At 59.6% G+C, this 16552-nt stretch carries 13 protein-coding genes and 4 pseudogenes; 13 read left to right on the forward strand and 4 right to left on the reverse strand.

The annotated features are described in order from the left end of the window. Nucleotides 1-93 precede the first annotated feature (93 nt). From imuA to ACMFWR_RS31220, 4 genes and pseudogenes are all read left to right on the forward strand, one after another. Nucleotides 94-816, forward strand: coding sequence for a translesion DNA synthesis-associated protein ImuA (imuA, locus tag ACMFWR_RS31205; protein ID WP_413197658.1), 723 nt, complete (start codon nucleotides 94-96; stop codon nucleotides 814-816). Continuing rightward, a pseudogene (locus tag ACMFWR_RS31210) lies at nucleotides 737-2203 on the forward strand (Y-family DNA polymerase); the annotation flags it as partial. The gene imuA and the pseudogene ACMFWR_RS31210, both read left to right, overlap by 80 nt. A 22-nt stretch (nucleotides 2204-2225) precedes the next feature. After that, nucleotides 2226-5369: pseudogene (locus tag ACMFWR_RS31215) on the forward strand (error-prone DNA polymerase). 155 nt (nucleotides 5370-5524) lie between these two features. Next, nucleotides 5525-5878 (forward strand): SOS response-associated peptidase family protein, encoded by a 354-nt coding sequence (locus ACMFWR_RS31220; protein WP_413197659.1) that lies wholly within the window; start codon nucleotides 5525-5527, stop codon nucleotides 5876-5878. 169 nt (nucleotides 5879-6047) lie between these two features. Here ACMFWR_RS31220 and ACMFWR_RS31225 read toward each other — a convergent pair. Continuing rightward, a pseudogene (locus ACMFWR_RS31225) lies at nucleotides 6048-7260 on the reverse strand (RNA-guided endonuclease InsQ/TnpB family protein). 332 nt (nucleotides 7261-7592) lie between these two features. After that, nucleotides 7593-7883 (reverse strand): H-NS family nucleoid-associated regulatory protein, encoded by a 291-nt coding sequence (locus ACMFWR_RS31230; RefSeq protein WP_413197760.1) that lies wholly within the window; start codon nucleotides 7881-7883, stop codon nucleotides 7593-7595. Between the two features lie 311 nt (nucleotides 7884-8194). Here ACMFWR_RS31230 and ACMFWR_RS31235 point away from each other — a divergent pair, with 311 nt between their 5' ends. From ACMFWR_RS31235 to ACMFWR_RS31265, 7 genes and pseudogenes are all read left to right on the forward strand, one after another. Beyond that, on the forward strand, nucleotides 8195-8509 hold the full coding sequence (locus ACMFWR_RS31235) for a hypothetical protein (RefSeq protein WP_413197660.1): 315 nt from the start codon (nucleotides 8195-8197) through the stop codon (nucleotides 8507-8509). Continuing rightward, nucleotides 8506-9198 (forward strand): hypothetical protein, encoded by a 693-nt coding sequence (locus tag ACMFWR_RS31240; RefSeq protein ID WP_413197661.1) that lies wholly within the window; start codon nucleotides 8506-8508, stop codon nucleotides 9196-9198. Before ACMFWR_RS31235 ends, ACMFWR_RS31240 begins: the two co-directional genes overlap by 4 nt. Then, entirely contained in the window at nucleotides 9198-9482 is a 285-nt protein-coding gene (locus ACMFWR_RS31245; protein WP_413197662.1) for a hypothetical protein, read from the forward strand. The genes ACMFWR_RS31240 and ACMFWR_RS31245 overlap by 1 nt, the downstream gene beginning before the upstream one ends. Further along, complete coding sequence (locus ACMFWR_RS31250) at nucleotides 9483-9764, forward strand: hypothetical protein (protein ID WP_413197663.1); 282 nt, start codon at nucleotides 9483-9485, stop codon at nucleotides 9762-9764. Continuing rightward, a pseudogene (locus tag ACMFWR_RS31255) lies at nucleotides 9761-9997 on the forward strand (DUF5131 family protein); the annotation flags it as partial. The gene ACMFWR_RS31250 and the pseudogene ACMFWR_RS31255, both read left to right, overlap by 4 nt. Before the next feature lie 29 nt (nucleotides 9998-10026). Then, on the forward strand, nucleotides 10027-11247 hold the full coding sequence (locus ACMFWR_RS31260) for a DUF1173 family protein (RefSeq protein ID WP_413197664.1): 1221 nt from the start codon (nucleotides 10027-10029) through the stop codon (nucleotides 11245-11247). Nucleotides 11248-11709: 462 nt separating this feature from the next. Continuing rightward, nucleotides 11710-12927, forward strand: a complete 1218-nt coding sequence (locus ACMFWR_RS31265; protein WP_413197665.1) for an RNA-guided endonuclease InsQ/TnpB family protein — start codon at nucleotides 11710-11712, stop codon at nucleotides 12925-12927. A 538-nt stretch (nucleotides 12928-13465) separates the two neighbouring features. Here the strand turns inward: ACMFWR_RS31265 and ACMFWR_RS31270 are convergent. Next, nucleotides 13466-13672 carry a hypothetical protein gene (locus tag ACMFWR_RS31270; protein ID WP_413197666.1) on the reverse strand — a complete coding sequence of 69 codons (207 nt, stop codon included), beginning with the start codon at nucleotides 13670-13672 and terminating at the stop codon, nucleotides 13466-13468. Continuing rightward, complete coding sequence (locus ACMFWR_RS31275) at nucleotides 13669-14286, reverse strand: thioredoxin domain-containing protein (RefSeq protein WP_413197667.1); 618 nt, start codon at nucleotides 14284-14286, stop codon at nucleotides 13669-13671. Before ACMFWR_RS31275 ends, ACMFWR_RS31270 begins: the two co-directional genes overlap by 4 nt. A gap of 580 nt (nucleotides 14287-14866) precedes the next feature. Here ACMFWR_RS31275 and ACMFWR_RS31280 point away from each other — a divergent pair. Together ACMFWR_RS31280 and ACMFWR_RS31285 are read left to right on the forward strand one after the other, a co-directional pair. Next, a complete protein-coding gene (locus ACMFWR_RS31280) occupies nucleotides 14867-15427 on the forward strand; it encodes a hypothetical protein (protein ID WP_413197668.1) in 561 nt (186 codons plus the stop codon). Nucleotides 15428-15502: 75 nt separating this feature from the next. Then, entirely contained in the window at nucleotides 15503-16366 is an 864-nt protein-coding gene (locus ACMFWR_RS31285; RefSeq protein ID WP_413197669.1) for a DNA/RNA non-specific endonuclease, read from the forward strand. The last annotated feature ends 186 nt before the right edge of the window (nucleotides 16367-16552 follow it).

Raw genomic sequence — 16552 nt, forward strand, 5'->3', positions numbered from 1 at the left:
GTCCTTGCCCGTCGCACTCGAGCATCAAATTAGGGTCAGCCTACGCACTCTTGACTCTTGGGCTTATACTGTATAAATATACAGGTAATTGCCATGAGCCTCCCCGCTGAAATTCTGCCAGAAACCATCCACCCATCGTTGTGGAGAGGGTCGCAGCTTGCGCGCGGCCGGGATCGCGGGATCGCCACCGGCCACGCTGAGCTCGACCGTGAACTGCCGGGCGGCGTATGGCCACAAGGCGCGCTCACCGACCTGCTTGTGCGCCAGCCGGGTATCGGGGAATTGCGATTGCTCGTGCCGGCGCTGGCCAAACTCGGCGCACGTCCAATCGCGGTCGTCCAGCCGCCGCATACCGTGCAGCCTGTTGCCTTTTCGCACCGGGGGCTTGATGCGAAGCGATTGACCGTCCTGCGCGCGCCGAAGACTGCCGACGCATTGTGGGCGACGGAGCAAGTGCTACGGACCGGCACATTCGGCGCCGTGATGTTCTGGCAGCAGTATGTTCGGCCCGAGTCGCTTCGCAGACTTCATCTTGCCGCCCAGAGCGGAGGCGAATCGGTCTTCTTTCCGTTCCGCCCCCTTGCAGCCGCTCGCGATACGTCGCCGGCTCCGTTGCGATTGTCGCTAACCCCGGCCGATGTTGGCATTTCAATTAGCTTTGTCAAACGACGCGGACCTGCGCGCGACGAGCCGCTTGTCGTATCGCTCTCACCGTCGCCTGTTCTTTTGAGTCGCCATGGCAGTCTGGATCGGCGTACATCTGCCGCACATCGCCCTCGAGTCGTTCCGACCGATATGGTCAGCGTCCTCGTCTGAGCATGGCCTTGTCGTGCTCGAAAAGGAGCGTGTCATCGCCATGGACGACACCGCAGATTCGCTCGGCGTCCGCATCGGCATGCGGCGCGGTGGCGTCCTCACACTCGCGCCCGGTGCCCACATTCGAGATCGAGATCTTCGACGCGAGGGCGACGTCGGGCGCGGTGTCGCGTACCCGTTGATGAATTACACCCCACTCGTTGTTCTCGACCAAGAAAACGTCGTGCTAATGGACGTTGGTGCGAGCCTTCGTCTATTCGGAGGCGTGCGATCGCTGCGACGCAAGATTCTCACATCGATCGCAGCATTCGGCGTGAGCGCGAGGGTCAGCGTGGCGCTTACGGGCCGAGCGGCGTGGCTCATGGCGCGCACGCGCGGAGGTACCGCGCTTTCACATCGATCGTTTCTCCGTGCGCAACGCCACATCCCCTTGATGGCAGTACCGCCCGCCCGACGCTATGCGGAGTGGTTTGCCGGACTCGGATGCGAGACGATGGCGGACATGCAACGGTTGCCCCGAGCCGGTCTCAACAAACGTTGTGGCACCGCCCTGCTCGACCTCGTCGACGAAGCCAACGGCGAGTCCCCGGAAGTCCATGACTGGCTCGTTGCACCACCGACCTTCGATGCACGCGTTGAACTGCCCGATCGGATTGAGCACGCGGAAGCCGCGCTCTTTTCCGCACGTCGGTAGATCATGCAGATGACGGGATGGCTGAGTGCCAAGCAACTGGCCGTCGCGCGCTACGCGATATTCCTCGAGCATGAGCGCGGCCGCGACGCGATACCGCCGACTGAAATCGATATCGCACTCGCCGAACCGACATGGCGTGAAGAACATCTGGTGCGGCTGTTGAAGGAGCGTCTCGGTCGCGTCGAACTCGACGCGCCGGTAATCGCGTTGCGACTCGAAGCACGCGACGTACGCGAGGCTCAGGCGGCAAGCGAATCGCTCTTTCCCTAGCCGGGTGGCACGCCGCAGGACCACGCACGCCTGATGGAATTGCTCACGGCGCGTTTGGGCGCAGAGAATGTTCTGACGTGCTCCCCAGTTGCCGACCACCGTCCCGAAGTCGCCGCCAACTGGGTGCCGATATCGGAAAACTCGAAGGGCACGTCGTTGCCCACCGACCTGCCACGGCCTTCCTGGCTTCTCGACACACCAATACAACTCATCATGCGCGGACATCGCCCGTTTTACGGGACATCACTGCGCATGGTCTCACCCGGCGAGCGTATTGAGTGCGGCTGGCAAGACGGTGGTGCCGTCACGCGCGACTACTTCGTAGCTGCAGCCGAAGATCACGTGCACTAATGGATTTTCCGTGAACGCGTGAGTAGTCGCGACGAAGGCGAGCCGCGCTGGTTCCTTCACGGCCTGTTCGGCGAACTTCGACAGTGCCCACGTCATGGCCTTCGAGTTCGCCGAGCTACCCGGCTATGCCGAGCTCTTCTGCGCTTCCAACTTCTCGTTTCTGCACGGTGCGTCACACGCCGAGCAACTCGTCGCGCGCGCCAAACAACTGAACTATGCGGCGATCGCGATCACCGACGAGTGCACGCTCGCCGGCGTCGTGCGAGCGCATGTCGAAGCCAAGGCCGCGGATCTCCCGTTGATCGTTGGGTCGTATTTTCGCCTGACGAACCCCGATGGTTCACATGCGGTGTCGTTCATTGCGCTCGCGACCAACCGCAATGGCTCCGGCAACCTATCCGAGCTCATCACGCTCGCTCGCACTCGTGCAGCAAAAGGCACTTACATTCTTCGGCCCGCCGACCTGGCACGCCCCGAAAAACCGTACGAGCACCTAAAAGGTCTGCCGGATTGCCTCATCATCGTGTGTCCAGAGTTTCCGAGCGACGATCGCAAGCTCGATGCGCAGGTGGCATGGATCTCCGCAACGTTTGGCGAGCGAGCGTGGGTTGGTTTGACCCTTCACGCGCGCGCGATGGACGACATCCACCGCGGTGTAGTGCAAGCGGTCGCGGCACGCCATGGCCTGCCGCTCGTTGCAACCGGACAGGTGACCATGCACGTGCGATCCCGCAAGCTGTTGCAGGATTCGTTGACCGCCGTTCGACTCGGCAAATCGGTCGGAGAATGTGGATACGACCTCGCTCCTAACGCTGAGCAGCACCTTCGCTCTCGCTTGCGTCTAGCCAATCTGTATCCGCGCCGAGCACTCGAAGAGACGCTCAACATCGCTAACCACTGCTCGTTCTCGTTGGATGAACTTCGGTATGAATACCCGGACGAGTTGGTGCCGGGCGGCCACACCCTGACGAGCTATCTGCGACAAGAAACGTATACCGGCGCGCATCGACGCTTTCCGGGCGGCGTCCCGCACAGTGTTCAACAACAGATCGAGCACGAACTGCAACTGATCCAGGAACTCAACTACGAACCGTATTTCTTGACGGTCTATGACATCGTGCGCTTCGCCCGAGGCGAGGGCATCCTCTGTCAGGGACGCGGCTCAGCCGCCAACTCCGCGGTGTGTTTTTGCCTCGGCGTGACCGAAGTCGATCCGGCCCGCTCCAGCATGCTGTTTGAGCGCTTCATCTAAAAGGAGCGCGGTGAGCCGCCCGATATCGATGTCGATTTCGAACATCAGCGACGCGAGGAAGTCATCCAGTACATCTACGCCAAGTACGGACGGCACCGTGCGGCGCTCACGGCCGCCGTCACCACCTATCGACCACGCAGTTCGTTGCGCGAATCCGGCAAGGCACTTGGAGTAGATCCAGCGATCGTCGATAGAGTGGCGAAAGCGCATCAGTGGTTCGATTCGAGCGAGGACCTGCTCAAGCGTTTTGCCGAGTCCGGATTGGATCCTGAGATACCACTCGTTCAGCAGTGGGCGACGCTGGCCGCCCAGTTGCTCGGCTTTCCGAGGCACCTCTCGCGGCACACGGGAGGATTCGTTATCAGCCGCGGCCCTCTGTCACGCCTTGTGCCGATCGAGAACGCAGCGATGGTCGATCGCAGCATCATCCAATGGGACAAAGATGACATCGAAGCGGTGGGATTGCTAAAAATCGACGTCCTCGCGCTGGGAATGCTGTCTGCAATCAGAAGGACGCTTGCACTGATTTCAGAAAAACGCGGCGAGCTATTCGAGCTTCAGGACATACCGGCCGAAGATGCGCAAACCTACGACATGATTTGTCGCGCGGACACGGTGGGCGTGTTCCAGATCGAGTCGCGCGCGCAGATGAGCATGCTGCCCCGTCTCAAGCCGCGTCAGTTCTATGACCTGGTCATCAAGGTCGCAATCGTGCGCCCGGGCCCCGTTCAAGGCGGCATGGTTCATCCATATTTGCGGCGGCGCCAGGGCCTTGAACCTGTCACGTACCCCAGCCCCACCGTCGAGACGGCGCTTGCCCGCACGCTTGGCGTACCGATCTTCCAAGAGCAGGTCATGCAGGTCGCGATGCTGGCCGCCGGCTTCACTCCGGGCGAGGCAGATCAATTGCGACGAGCCATGGCCGCATGGCGCCGCAAGGGGGGACTTGAGAAGTACCACGAGCGCATCGTCTCCGGCATGCTTGAGCGTGGTTACGAGCTCGAGTTCGCTGAGTCCATCTACTCGCAGATCCAAGGCTTCGGCGAGTACGGCTTTCCCGAGAGTCATGCGGCGAGTTTTGCGTTACTCGTCTATGCGAGTTGCTGGCTCAAATGCCATGAGCCCGCCGCGTTCGTCTGCGCGATGCTCAATAGCCAGCCAATGGGTTTCTATTCGGCCTCGCAACTCATTCAGGACGCGAAGCGTCATGGCGTAGCGTTCCGTCCCGTCGACGTCACGATCAGCGATTGGGATTCCGCCCTTGAAGGCCCAACGACGAAAGCGCCGGTACGACTCGGCATGTCATTCATCCGCGGCATGAGAGAAGACGCGGCAGCACGCATTGAGCTCGCGCGGTCCGTGCGCCCATTTCTGGACGTCTCGGACCTCGCGCGGCGCGCACAACTCGACCGTCGCGATCTGCAGCTACTTGCGGGTGCAAATGCGCTGCGAGCGCTCGCTGGCGAGCGCCGTGAAGCGCTATGGCAAGCGGTCGCGGCGGTACCGGACAAAGATTTGTTGCGCGGAGCGTCCGACGACGATGTGACGCCTATCCTTGCTGCACTTTCAGGAGGGCAAGAGATCGTCAGTGACTATCGCGCATTGGGCCTAACGCTCAATCGGCACCCAGTTGAACTCTTGCGGCCGCGGCTGGAAGCCAAGCGGATCTTCGCTGCGACGACGCTCGCGACGTTCCGCAATGGTCAACATGCGCGAGCCGCCGGAATCGTGACAGTCCGCCAGCGCCCGGGCACAGCCAAAGGCGTCATGTTCGTGACACTCGAGGATGAAACGGGTCAAGTCAACGTTATCGTATGGCCCACCATGCTGGAGCGATATCGACGCGAAGCGCTGGGCGCAACGATGCTCGGGGTGTTCGGGATCTGGCAACAGGAAGGCGAAGTTCGCCACTTGATAGCGAAAAGGCTCGTTGATTTGACTCACCTGCTCGGCGCGCTCACAACGTCGAGCCGCGATTTCCGATAAACGACCCAGCCGCTTGCGCCGCGAGAAAATTGGAACCTGTCTGACGGCGGCCATAGAACTCGACCGAGCATAGTTGTTAATGACTTAGTCGCCATCCTCGCTCGCGCCGAATCGCACGGGCTACCGCTATTTTCACGAGAAACCGAGGGCGCCATATGTGTACGAGTTACGAAGCGAACCCAAACGACGCGTTCGAAGTGTTTAGCATCTTCCCGTCGCCGTCATTCGAATACAAGCGTGAGATATACAAGGATTACCAAGCGCCGATCTTCCGTCGAACGGATAGCGGCCTTTCGACAGATCCTGCCACCTTTGGCATTGTCCCGCGCAAACACATACCCGATGGCGTCAAAGTCTTTGATACGATGAACGCGCGTGCAGAAACAGTAGGCGAGAAAAGAAGCTACAGCAGCGCGTGGAAGAAGCTCCAGACCTGCCGTATTCCGTGCCAGACTTTCTTTGAGCCGAACTATGAGACGGGCAGCCGGTGCGCTGGAAGATCGGACTAGCTGACCGAACACCACTCGCGATTGCTGGTTTGTGGCGTGCGTGGTCCGAGCCCGACGGCGCCACCGCTCTGGCATTTACGATGCTCACCGTAAATGCGGACGACCATCCGCTCATGAAGCGCTTTCTTGACATCCTCCCCGCCCTAAAGGACGGGAATTCCTACTGTGCTTAGGCTAAAGCAGCCTGAGTCACTTCGGCGGGTTCCTGCTTCGTCGGGTGGCCTGACTGCGCCATCCCTCCACAGGCAAACAAGCGCTGTCCGCGCTCTAAAACGTTGATCGCACCGACATGATCGGCGTTGTTCGAATAGCCGCAAGCCACGCAGGCAAAGCGCGCCTGAGTCTTGCGATTTTCCTTCCCCACATGGCCACGGCACGGGCAGGTACGGCTCGTGTTGGCCGCAGGCACCGCAATCAAATAACCGCCACGCCACGCGGTCTTATATTCCAACTGGCGATGGAACTCGCCCCATCCTTGATCCAGGATGGACTTGTTGAGTCCCGACTTCGCGCGCACATTGCGTCCTGGCGCCGCGGCCGTGCCGCTGGCCGACTTCGTCATGTCGCGGACTTTCAGGTCTTCGACGGCGATCATTGCGTGGTTTTTGCTGATGCTGTCTGAAGCCTTGTGCAGAAAGTCTGCGCGAGTGTCCGCGATGCGTGCATGGATGCGCTGAATGCGGGATTTCGCTTTCTTCCAATTGCTGCTGCCTTTGACCTTGCGGGCCATGCGGCGTTGATACTTCGCGAGCCTCCGCTCGTGTTTCTTGAAACTGGCGAGCGGCGCGATGTACGTGCCATCGCTCATGGTGGCGAAGCGCGCCACGCCCACGTCGATGCCGACTGACGTGCCATGCGGAACCGGCACATCTACCTCGCGCGCCGTGAGGATGGACACGTACCACTTGCCCGCGCGCAGCGACACGGTCGCACTGCGAACCTCGCCGAGCACGTCGCGGCTGTTGCGGTGGCAAATCCATCCCAGCTTGGGGAGCTTGATGCGGCCGTTTGCGCGGTCGAGCGCGATCGCCTTCTTATCCGGCGAGACAAACCCGTCGTACTCGCCCTTGCGCTTGAAGCGCGGGTACGACATGCGGCCTTCGAAGAACGCTTTGTACGCCTTCTCCAGATTCTTCAGTGCGTGCTGTTGCGCATGCACCGGGCCATCCGACAGCCACGGTGTTTCGTCGCCATTGCGCCAGCCCGTAAGCCACTTCGCCATGCCGATGTAGCCGACGAACCTCTCGCCAGCCTTGTAGTTCTCCTGTTGCAACGCCAGTGCCTTGTTATAGACGAACCGGCACGCTCCCGCGAACTGGCGCATCTTGCGCCTGCTCGCCGCTCGGCATGAGTTCGAATCGGAAGGCCTGGAGTCGTTGCATAGCACGCAGATTCTCGATCAAGAGCACCCGTGGAAGGCGCGGTGTTGTTTGCCGATTACAGAAGGACGGCTCGCGCCGTCCGCGCTCCAACCCCCACCCTGAAGTGCGGGGTTCGCCGCGCACCAGATCGACCAGCCCACGAAAAGCGATCGGCCGTGATCATTGCGCCCGACGAGTATGAAAGCTGGCTGTCGTTTCGCAGCACCGACGAGGCACGATCATTTCTCAACCTCTTTCCCGCCGACTTAATGCACGCGGAGGCATATCCTCTGCCCCCGCGAAAGCCAGCCGCGACACCAAAAACCAGAGATCGGCCGCTGGACTGACTCGGGTCAGATTTCGTATTGCGACCGGTCCTGGCCTGCAATCCACTTCGGCGGCTTCCCGCGGCCACTCCACGTCGCACCCGAAACGGGATCGCGGTACTTGGCTTCGGCCGCCTTTCTCTGCATCTTGCCCTTTCCACGGCCGGTAGCAATTCCGAGGTCGGCAAGGGTAATGCTGTAATCGACCATCTTTTGCTTGATTTCATCGACGACCTGCGCGAACTCGCGCTCCTTGGCTTCCGCAATTTGTTGCTCGAGTACTTGGCGCTGTTGGAGAAGCTCTTTGTATGCAGACATGGTGTCCTTTTCGATATTGCTGAGTTGAAAAGCTTTGTCATTCGAAAGTCGTTTGAGCCGCGCTGAACTGTCCAACTACTTTTTTTGAAACTCTTTCGACAGCGTCTCCCACGCCGATGTTCTTCGTGGGATTTGCGGTGCTCAAACCAATACTAATGCTTCCTGCGCCAATAAGCTCCCGAAAGCCCCCCAGATTCTCTCCTCTTATCGCGTGAATTACGCATTCGCTCCCCATCAAACTAAGCGGTAGTCGCTGGCTTGACTTCGCAATGGCGACGCTATCTTGAATGCATCGCCCTATCGGAGGCCCTATGCAAGTCAGATCCGCCAGCACGTCTCGTCTTACTCAATTGCTCAACGATCAGCCCAATGTGCAATTGTGGGCGGTGCATTTTCCGGAACAGAACGATTGGTACGCAGCGCCCAACGAAGCCGCCGCACGCGATCTCGCCAAGGTCTGGAACGCGTTTGTCGTGCGAACGGCAACGCTCGAACCGTCTGAGAAAGTGAACGTGGCAGCCACGGCCCGGGTGCGGCCGCACGGCGCCGATTCGCACGCGAAGTGCGTACGCGAATGGTCCCGCGTTGTATGGGACTTTACGCCGCCAACTTCCGTGCTGTCATGAATGCGCGCGACGAAAGTGTGATCGCTGCGCGCCGGCGCAAGCTTATCCTAGGCGACGTCGACGCGCTGGCCATTGCCGACGGCCGCAAGACCCAAATCCGTTGGCCGGTCGCCGCATCACACGACCAACCCAATGCGCGCGGTGCCTCATCTCAGATCGCCCAGCAGTTTAAGGACGTGGCGCCTGGTGATCGCTTTTGGGGTTCAGAGGCCTTCCGCGTCGTTGAGCTTTTCGAGCGCACCGAACCGGGCATCGCTACTCGATATTTCGCGCTAGTCGAGTACCGCTGCGACCTTACGCAGGCCAAGGTCGAAATCACCGCGCCGCAGTTCCGTCGGCAAGAGGCGTCGCGCCGACGCGGTTGGATCGCCGCACGGTTGATGCCGCTATGGGCTTCGCGCTTTGAGGTTGTTGCCGAGACGGTGCGCGTCGAGCCCACCTGGGACATCTCTGAAGCCGACGCGATCGCACAAGGAGCACGGAAGTTCACGGATTTGCCAGACGCACACTCGGGTCAGGTCTACTGGAGCGTACCGACCCCGTCCAGCGTGCACGAGTGCCTGCCATCCGCACAGTTCGCGTTTGCCAACGATTTATGCAAGCAACACTCGGGCGCAAGCGACCTCGAACTCTGGGACCGGAACGTTGCTCTTTGCGTCGTTCGATTCAACGTCAGTCGGAGTGAGTGATGAAAATCCTTGGATACGAATTGCCCGACGCGACGATGCGCACAGTCGAGCGTCGCATGGCAGCCGGCAGTTTCGAGGCGTTTGACGTGCGTCGTGTACTGCTTCGCGAGTTCCGCAGCCAGAAGACCGGGCCTCACGACGCTTATCGCACCGCTGACGCAGCAGCGACTCGCTTGATCCGCCACTACGCGGAACGCGGTGTGATCAAGAAAGTCGACGGGACGCGGCGCTGGGTGTCGCGCCCTTCGCAAGAGCCACAGCGGCCCACGGCAATGGAGATCTAAATGTGGGATCACCTGCAATGGGCGGCAACGGTATTCGGGATTGCAGGCGCGATAACCAATAGCGTCGGCGGCGGCCTCCTGCGATTCACGTGGCCAATTTGGCTTGTCTCGAACCTGGCGTGCATTGCTGTGCTCCAGCATCTCGGTGCACACGGGCTAATCGTGCAGCAGGTGTTTTACCTTGCCACGACTCTTGTTGGCGGACTTCGCCACTACTTTCCGAATACATGGCGCCGATGCATCAACGGCGTGCAGCTGCTTTGGGGACGATGGGCATCGTGAGCGAAAACAGCGAAATATAGTGGACCGATCACACGCACAACGAGTGGGAAGGTTGCCAATCGGTCGGCCCCGGTTGCGACCACTGCTACGCTGAAGCACGGTACGCCCGATTCGGTGGCGGGACCGCCCCGAACCTCGGCCCAGGAAAACCGCGCCGGTTGACTAGCGCCGCGAACCGCACAAAGCCGAACAAGTGGCATGCGGCGTATCAGGCTTTCTATGCGGCGCACGGTATGCTCCACTGCAAACAATCTAATAAATCATGGCTCTCATCGTCCTAAACGGTACATCCCTCGAACTCGAAGCGATCCAGGAGGATCCAGCACGGTATGTCACTGAGCTCGAGCGCGCCAAGCGAATCGATGGCTTCGCGACTTGCTTGTGCTCACCAAATCGCCCCAAGCTCGTCGTGCGCGCGTGCGGCACCAGTTTCATACTCGCGGGCTGGCCAAATACGGGCGCAGAGCACGACAAGGACGGTTGCACGTTTTTCAAAGATGAGCGTCGTCCAACACCAGGGTCGGGAAGCCCTCAGGATCCGTTTATCGAAGGCCCTGACGGTCTCAACGCTAAGCTCGATGTGTCCCTGACCGTGCGAACCGCCGGACCGGTGTCTGCTGGCGGCAGCGCAAGCGGGTCGCATCCGGGAACACAGCGACGATCAGCCGGCCTGCTCGCGTTCCTGGAATACCTTTGGGAAAGCTCGAATCTGCACAAGTGGTACGGCGATCGGTACCGTAGCTGGGGAACGTGCTTCTCTCGTCTGAGCACTCACATCGACGGCGGTACGGTCAACTCGCAACCGATGTCCCAAACCGTGCACGTCATGGAGCCGTTCTCCGAAGATCGTAAGTCGGCTATCGATGAACAGTTTGAGGCGTTTCTGGACCGCGTAAAGCGCGATGGCCAGAACAGCCGCCGCGGCTTCCTGCTGTGCGAGATCAAGGAATTCAAGCCAAGCAAGTTTGGATTTCAGCTGCTCATCCGCCAAAGCAACCGTGCACGCATCTTCGTCTCGAATCAACTATTCGAAAAGCTCCAGTCCTCGTTCGCGCCCGCTTGGTCGTCGATCGGCGACACCGACCGCCGCAACGTGGCGCTCTTGGTGCTCGAGCGCAACGCATCCGGCACGCTGAACCTCGTCGACGCCGCCGCAATGCTTCTAAATCGGACCTATTTGCCGTGCGACTCGTCGTACGAGGTGGACCTTGCAAACAGGCTTGTTGCCGAATCTCGACGTTTCACGAAGCCACTTAGGCACGTCGAATCGGAAGCCGTCCACCCCGACTTCGTTCTCACCGACGTGCGGCCGAACATCGTGATCGAGGTCTACGGGATGAGCGGCAACGAACGCTACGATGCTCGGAAGGTTGAGAAGCGTCGACACTACGTCCAAGCGGGTATCCCTTGCATCGAGTGGGAGCCGCAGACCACCCCGCTCCGAGATCTCAAACTTCCGCCACCGCACGCCCGTGCGAACTGAGCGCTCCGCCCCGGCAGAAAAGCAAAAATCCCCACGAACCCTTTCAGGTAGCGTGGGGATTCTTCTTACACGGCGACCATTTCCGCTCGCGGTGACACTCCCGCCGTAAGCCTCCTGTAGTCGCCATCGCCGATCGGCGTGCTATAGATTGGCGAAGCGTCAGATCTCGGTGCCTCCGATCCAGCGCTCGCCCAAAAAAACGTCTGCACCAAACTCCTCGTGCACGACAGCGCGCGTCTCGTTCGAATTGCATGCCTCAAACAGGAGCGCTTCGGTCCACGGCTGGTTCGCCGGGACTTTAAGTAGCTCCACGCCCGCAAGCGTGCGAATTGACACGTCGGCGCGCTCAAGTCCGTGTTGTAACTAAGTGCGCGACACGCCCCGTCCTTCAGGTCGGGGAAGGATCGCGCGGCTGGCGAAGCCGGCCTTGTTGTCGTCTGATGGTGCCGGTATGCTGTTTCGATGCAACGTCCTCAAGCCTTTAAATACGCACTGATGCCGACCGGGGAACAGCAGCGCGACATGCGCCGCTTCGCCGGCGCGTGCCGTTTCGTGTTCAACAAAGGGCTGGCGCTGCAAAAAGAGCGTTACGAACGCGGCGAGAAGAAACTCGGCTACGCCGGACTTTGCAAAGAACTCACCGAATGGCGCAACAGCAAGAAGACGCCATGGCTCGCCGACGGTCCGGTGCACACGCAGCAGCAGACGCTTAAAGACCTCGAGCGTGCGTACGCGAACTTCTTCCAGAAACGTGCGGCGTTTCCTCGCTTCAAGCGCAAGGGATTGGGCGATAGTTTCCGCTACCCCGATCCCAAACAAATCAAGATCGACCCGATCAACGGCCGCATCTTCTTGCCCAAGCTGGGCTGGCTTCGCTATCGCAACAGCCGCGATGTGCTCGGCGAGCTCCGTAACGCGACAGTGTCGCAGATCGCCGGCAAGTGGTTCGTGAGCATTCAGACCGAGCGGACTATTGAACACCCGGTACACCCGGCCAGTTCTATTGTCGGCATTGACCTCGGCATCGCTCAGTTCGCGACGCTGTCGGACGGCACCGTACTGACGTCTGCCGACAGCTCTCGCCGTTGCAAAGAGCGCCTCGCGTTCTTGCAGCGACGCATGAGCAAGAAGCGTAAATTCAGCCGTAACTGGGTCAAGGCGAAGGCCAAGGTTCAGCAACTGCATCACAAAATCGCCTGCATCCGTCGCGACCACCTTCATCAGGCCACGAGCGTAATCAGCAAAAGCCACGCGATTGTCGTCATCGAAGACCTGAAGGTTCGCAACATGAGCGCGTCGGTCGCAGGCACCAACGAAAGTCCTGGGCAGAACGCGCGGGCCAAGGCTGGGCTCAATCGCTCGATTCTCGACCAGGGATGGTTCGAGTTCAGGCGACAGCTGCAATACAAGCAGGATTGGGCAGGCGGATGGGTGATCGTAGTGCCGCCGCAGAACACAAGCCGCATGTGCTCGTGCTGCGGTCACATCGCTGCCGAGAACCGAGTCTCGCAATCGAGGTTCGAATGCGTCGCGTGCGGTCACCGTGAGAACGCGGACGCAAATGCATCGAAGAACATTTTAGCGGCAGGACATGCCGTGTTAGCCAGCGGAGAGTGGGTGCAGTCAGGCCCCTCGATGAAGCAGGAACCCACCGAAGCGACTGCGCAGTTCAGCGCGTAGCGCCGTAGGAATCCCCTTCTTTCGGGGAGGGGAGGATGTCAAGAGAGGACGGATTCCGTTCGGGGACACATCCCCCGAATAGGTAAGAATCGGAGCCTCAGCGTGAAATCAACACGCTTTCGGAGCTCCGACTGGATAGACGATGATTCGTCCATCAGGACAGAGGTTGAAATCCCCGGGCCACCGTTGTAGATGACGCTTGGCGGGTACACCACGGGCGCCGACAACTTCGGCGCAGATAGTGACGGCTGCAAGGAAGCGCAGCCCGACGTAACAGCGACGCACGTGATTAGGCAGCGACGCGCGAGACGCGAAGGGTTCATGGGTAGTTCCACAAAGGTGTTTGCAAACGAGCGGCCAGCTGTTGGCTCCCATCGGGAGTACGGCGGCGGTGAAAGAGGCGCTGTTCAACAGAACAGCGAGAGTCGATGCGTCAGAGAGACGCGAGGGTGTCCAGACTATAAGCCTCGCACGGGGCGCATCAAACTGGATAACACGCCGATTTCCAGCCTCTTATTCAGGTTGTTGCCAATACACGTTAAGACTTGTCGAACGGCTGCGCGTCCGCTCTCGACAGTAGTTCGTCCGCTCGGTGCGCCATGAGTGCCGACAATACCTCCGCGTCGTTCGCCGCGTCGACGGGATCTCGCTGCAGCAGATCGATCACGGCGCGCTTGAGCCACGATGATGCAGAGCGATCCGCGAGCACCTGGTCGACCGTCACGAATGAAGGCTGATCGCTCATTGCACATCCGAAAGCTGAGCCGAGACGTTGGACACCATCGCCCCGAGCACTTCGTCCTCTCCCGTGAGATCCTTGCCTTTTGCTCGCGCTTGCGAGACGACGGTCGCAGGATCGACAACCTGAGCTCTTATCACCAAGGCCGGGATCGCTGTTATTCCGTGAGCGCTAGCCTCGGAGTCCGCGACTTCGCAAGCATGACTCACATCGGCCGACTCGTACGCGGCACGATATGCCGCGGGGTCCACGCCGCGCGCCGAGAGGAATGTTGCTTGGGCGGACTCAGTCAAGAGCAGCGTATTGCCGGACGTAATTGCCTCGCGAATCGCCACATGGACCCTCTGCTCCGCCCCCAGTTGCTTTAGGGCGAAGTACATCCGCTGGTGTGCTCGTGAAATCATCGTTCGCGCTACTGGAACGCGGACAACGCGGACGGTGCCGCCTCGCGCGGCCAACATTGTGTCGAGTTTGGGCTCGAGTCGCCCGCAGTGGGGGCAACCATACCAAAAAAATTCTTCGACTACCGCGTTACTACCCTGTTGGGTCGCAGCTTGCACGTCGAACCCTGCGACCAACGAGAGGACAGTAGTTACTAGGATTCTGGGAAATCGGGGCATTTCGGTATCACGCGGACTTATCCTGCATTCGATACTGCCCTGTGCGCGACGATTCCTGATCGCCTTTTGGCGCGGAAATCTTGTGTCTTATGAGCTTTGCCGGAGTCGGCTAGGCAAGCCGTGTACCGGGGGTGCCAGTGTCGGAGTAAAATACTCATCGCCAAGTATACTTGGCTGCGAAGTATACTTGGCAACACCAAAATTCGCGCCGAAGCCATATTCGGTCCGGACCGTGGACAGCCAGCCTAACCTCAACAAGCCTCTCGGCGTCGTTCTCAGGCGCCTCCGGCACGCCCGCGGCCTGTCCCAGGAAGAGCTCGCGTTTCGCTGCGGCTTGTCGCGTACTATCTGACCCTGCTCGAAGCCGGCGAAAATTCGCCAACCCTGAATCGGCTCGCCGCGATCGCCACCGCTCTCGAGCTCCCACTGCCCGAACTGCTTTCGCAAGTCCAGACAGAAGCGGGACCCTCTCCAGATACCACCCTCGCATAATCCCTTACATATTGTCGCGACTGAGCTTGAATAGGACGCGGCATAATTCACAGATCAATTTTTTGAACTCTAGACCAAAGGTCGACGAATGCTGGACGAACTCCTGCCGTGCGCAAATTGCGACGGGCAGCCTCACTTCGAATTCGACGATGACCTAAAGATGGTCCGATTGCATTGCTCCGTATGTTTGATGACGACCGAGAAGATCCCCTCTAGTCCCGATAGAAATGCCGCCCTGACCCAACTCACCAACGCTTGGAATCAAAGACCCAACCGTGTGCCCACCACCGCAGGATCAATCCACGAGTTGATCAACAAAGAGATTCACGCTGTGGATTCCGCTATGGTCCTCGAGATGATTGCCCGCAACCAGGAAGATTGGGAAACACGTGGCCCACTTTTAGGCGAACTTGCGGCCAAATGTATCGACAGCGCTCTAGCCTACTCTGACTACTGGCCAATCGACGCGGTCATCTACGATGCCGCTCGCTATAGAAAACTGCTTAAACTGGCCCGATTCTTTGTAGTTGACGGACGACGAACGCTACGATTTGAACCCATTGTGGCCGCGAAATCCGATTCAAACATGCCCTTTGAGGGCCTCGCCAATCTATCGATTGACCAGTTACCGGACAGAAATCGCTGGTAGCGACGCCCAGGTAGAGACTTGACTCCGCTGTGCATGAGGCAGACTTTTCACAAGCCGTCTCCTCACGCATAACGAATGAAATCTCTGATCATCGCCCTTTCCCTCACGATCGCGAGCAACCTCGTCAATGCTTCTTGCGCGGATCATTTCGTGGGCGGTCGACCGCCCACGACGCGACTCTCCGAAAAGACCCACTACCTCTGTTTCTCGAGCTACAGCGTCCTCGAATCAGGCCAGACCCGCACTGGTGTATGGTCGGCCGAGCATCTGACGCGCAAAGCTGTCGAAGGTGCGCGAGGCATTTCGCGCGACAATGAGTTTCGTGCCGAAGATTCGATCGCTCCATCGGATCGCGCCGAGCTCGACGACTATCGCCACAGCGGGGGCTTCGATCGGGGACACCTTACGCCTAGCGGTGACGCGGGCGACCCGCAGTCCCAATATGAGACGTTCACGCTTGCGAACGTCCTCCCGCAGTACCGCGATAACAATCGCCGTGTATGGGAGCACCTCGAATACGCCACGCGCTTACTCGCAAAACGTGTTGGCGATATCTATGTCGTGACCGGACCAGGGTACACGTCAACAGCGCCGCGATACTTGAACGCGCGCGTCCGAATTCCGGATTTTATATGGAAAGCCATCGATATCCCCGGTCAAGGCGCAGCTGCTTACGTAACTCGCAATGACACAGGTCAAGACTATGCAATCGTATCGGTTGCCGACATCACACGCATATCCGGAGTCGACCCTTTTCCGTCATTGTCGTCAGCCGTCAAACACGTCGCGATCGACCTGCCATCGCCCGTTCCTCATCGCGGCGAGGAAGCCGACAACCAACTTTCTCCCTCCGCACTGTTCGCCCGTGCAACGGAACGCCCAAATGATGACACCGCTCGAAGGTATCGGTGCCCCGGCCGACAGTATCGCAGCGACTGACCAACTTCAATAACGAGAAAAAACATGCGAAAGCTCATTACCCTGTGTCAGCGGGCAAAGCACAGCATCGACACTGACCCGGACATGGATGCGTTTTGGCTCGCCGCGCTCATCATTGTGATCGTCGTTCGTGTGTTTGCTTGACGACGTGAGAGCGACCTGCCACTCCGTCGAGATCGAGGAACA

The sequence above is a fragment of the Pararobbsia alpina genome, assembly GCF_965118125.1.
Taxonomy (GTDB): domain Bacteria; phylum Pseudomonadota; class Gammaproteobacteria; order Burkholderiales; family Burkholderiaceae; genus Pararobbsia; species Pararobbsia alpina_A.

Coding starts and splice junctions, on each gene's coding strand:
- ACMFWR_RS31275 (WP_413197667.1), bottom strand. CDS start 14,286: ATGCCCCGATTTCCCAGAATCCTAGTAACTACTGTCCTCTCGTTGGTC.
- imuA (WP_413197658.1), top strand. CDS start 94: ATGAGCCTCCCCGCTGAAATTCTGCCAGAAACCATCCACCCATCGTTG.
- ACMFWR_RS31245 (WP_413197662.1), top strand. CDS start 9,198: ATGAAAATCCTTGGATACGAATTGCCCGACGCGACGATGCGCACAGTC.
- ACMFWR_RS31250 (WP_413197663.1), top strand. CDS start 9,483: ATGTGGGATCACCTGCAATGGGCGGCAACGGTATTCGGGATTGCAGGC.
- ACMFWR_RS31235 (WP_413197660.1), top strand. CDS start 8,195: ATGCAAGTCAGATCCGCCAGCACGTCTCGTCTTACTCAATTGCTCAAC.
- ACMFWR_RS31260 (WP_413197664.1), top strand. CDS start 10,027: ATGGCTCTCATCGTCCTAAACGGTACATCCCTCGAACTCGAAGCGATC.
- ACMFWR_RS31240 (WP_413197661.1), top strand. CDS start 8,506: ATGAATGCGCGCGACGAAAGTGTGATCGCTGCGCGCCGGCGCAAGCTT.
- ACMFWR_RS31220 (WP_413197659.1), top strand. CDS start 5,525: ATGTGTACGAGTTACGAAGCGAACCCAAACGACGCGTTCGAAGTGTTT.
- ACMFWR_RS31280 (WP_413197668.1), top strand. CDS start 14,867: ATGCTGGACGAACTCCTGCCGTGCGCAAATTGCGACGGGCAGCCTCAC.
- ACMFWR_RS31265 (WP_413197665.1), top strand. CDS start 11,710: ATGCAACGTCCTCAAGCCTTTAAATACGCACTGATGCCGACCGGGGAA.
- ACMFWR_RS31230 (WP_413197760.1), bottom strand. CDS start 7,883: ATGTCTGCATACAAAGAGCTTCTCCAACAGCGCCAAGTACTCGAGCAA.
- ACMFWR_RS31285 (WP_413197669.1), top strand. CDS start 15,503: ATGAAATCTCTGATCATCGCCCTTTCCCTCACGATCGCGAGCAACCTC.
- ACMFWR_RS31270 (WP_413197666.1), bottom strand. CDS start 13,672: ATGAGCGATCAGCCTTCATTCGTGACGGTCGACCAGGTGCTCGCGGAT.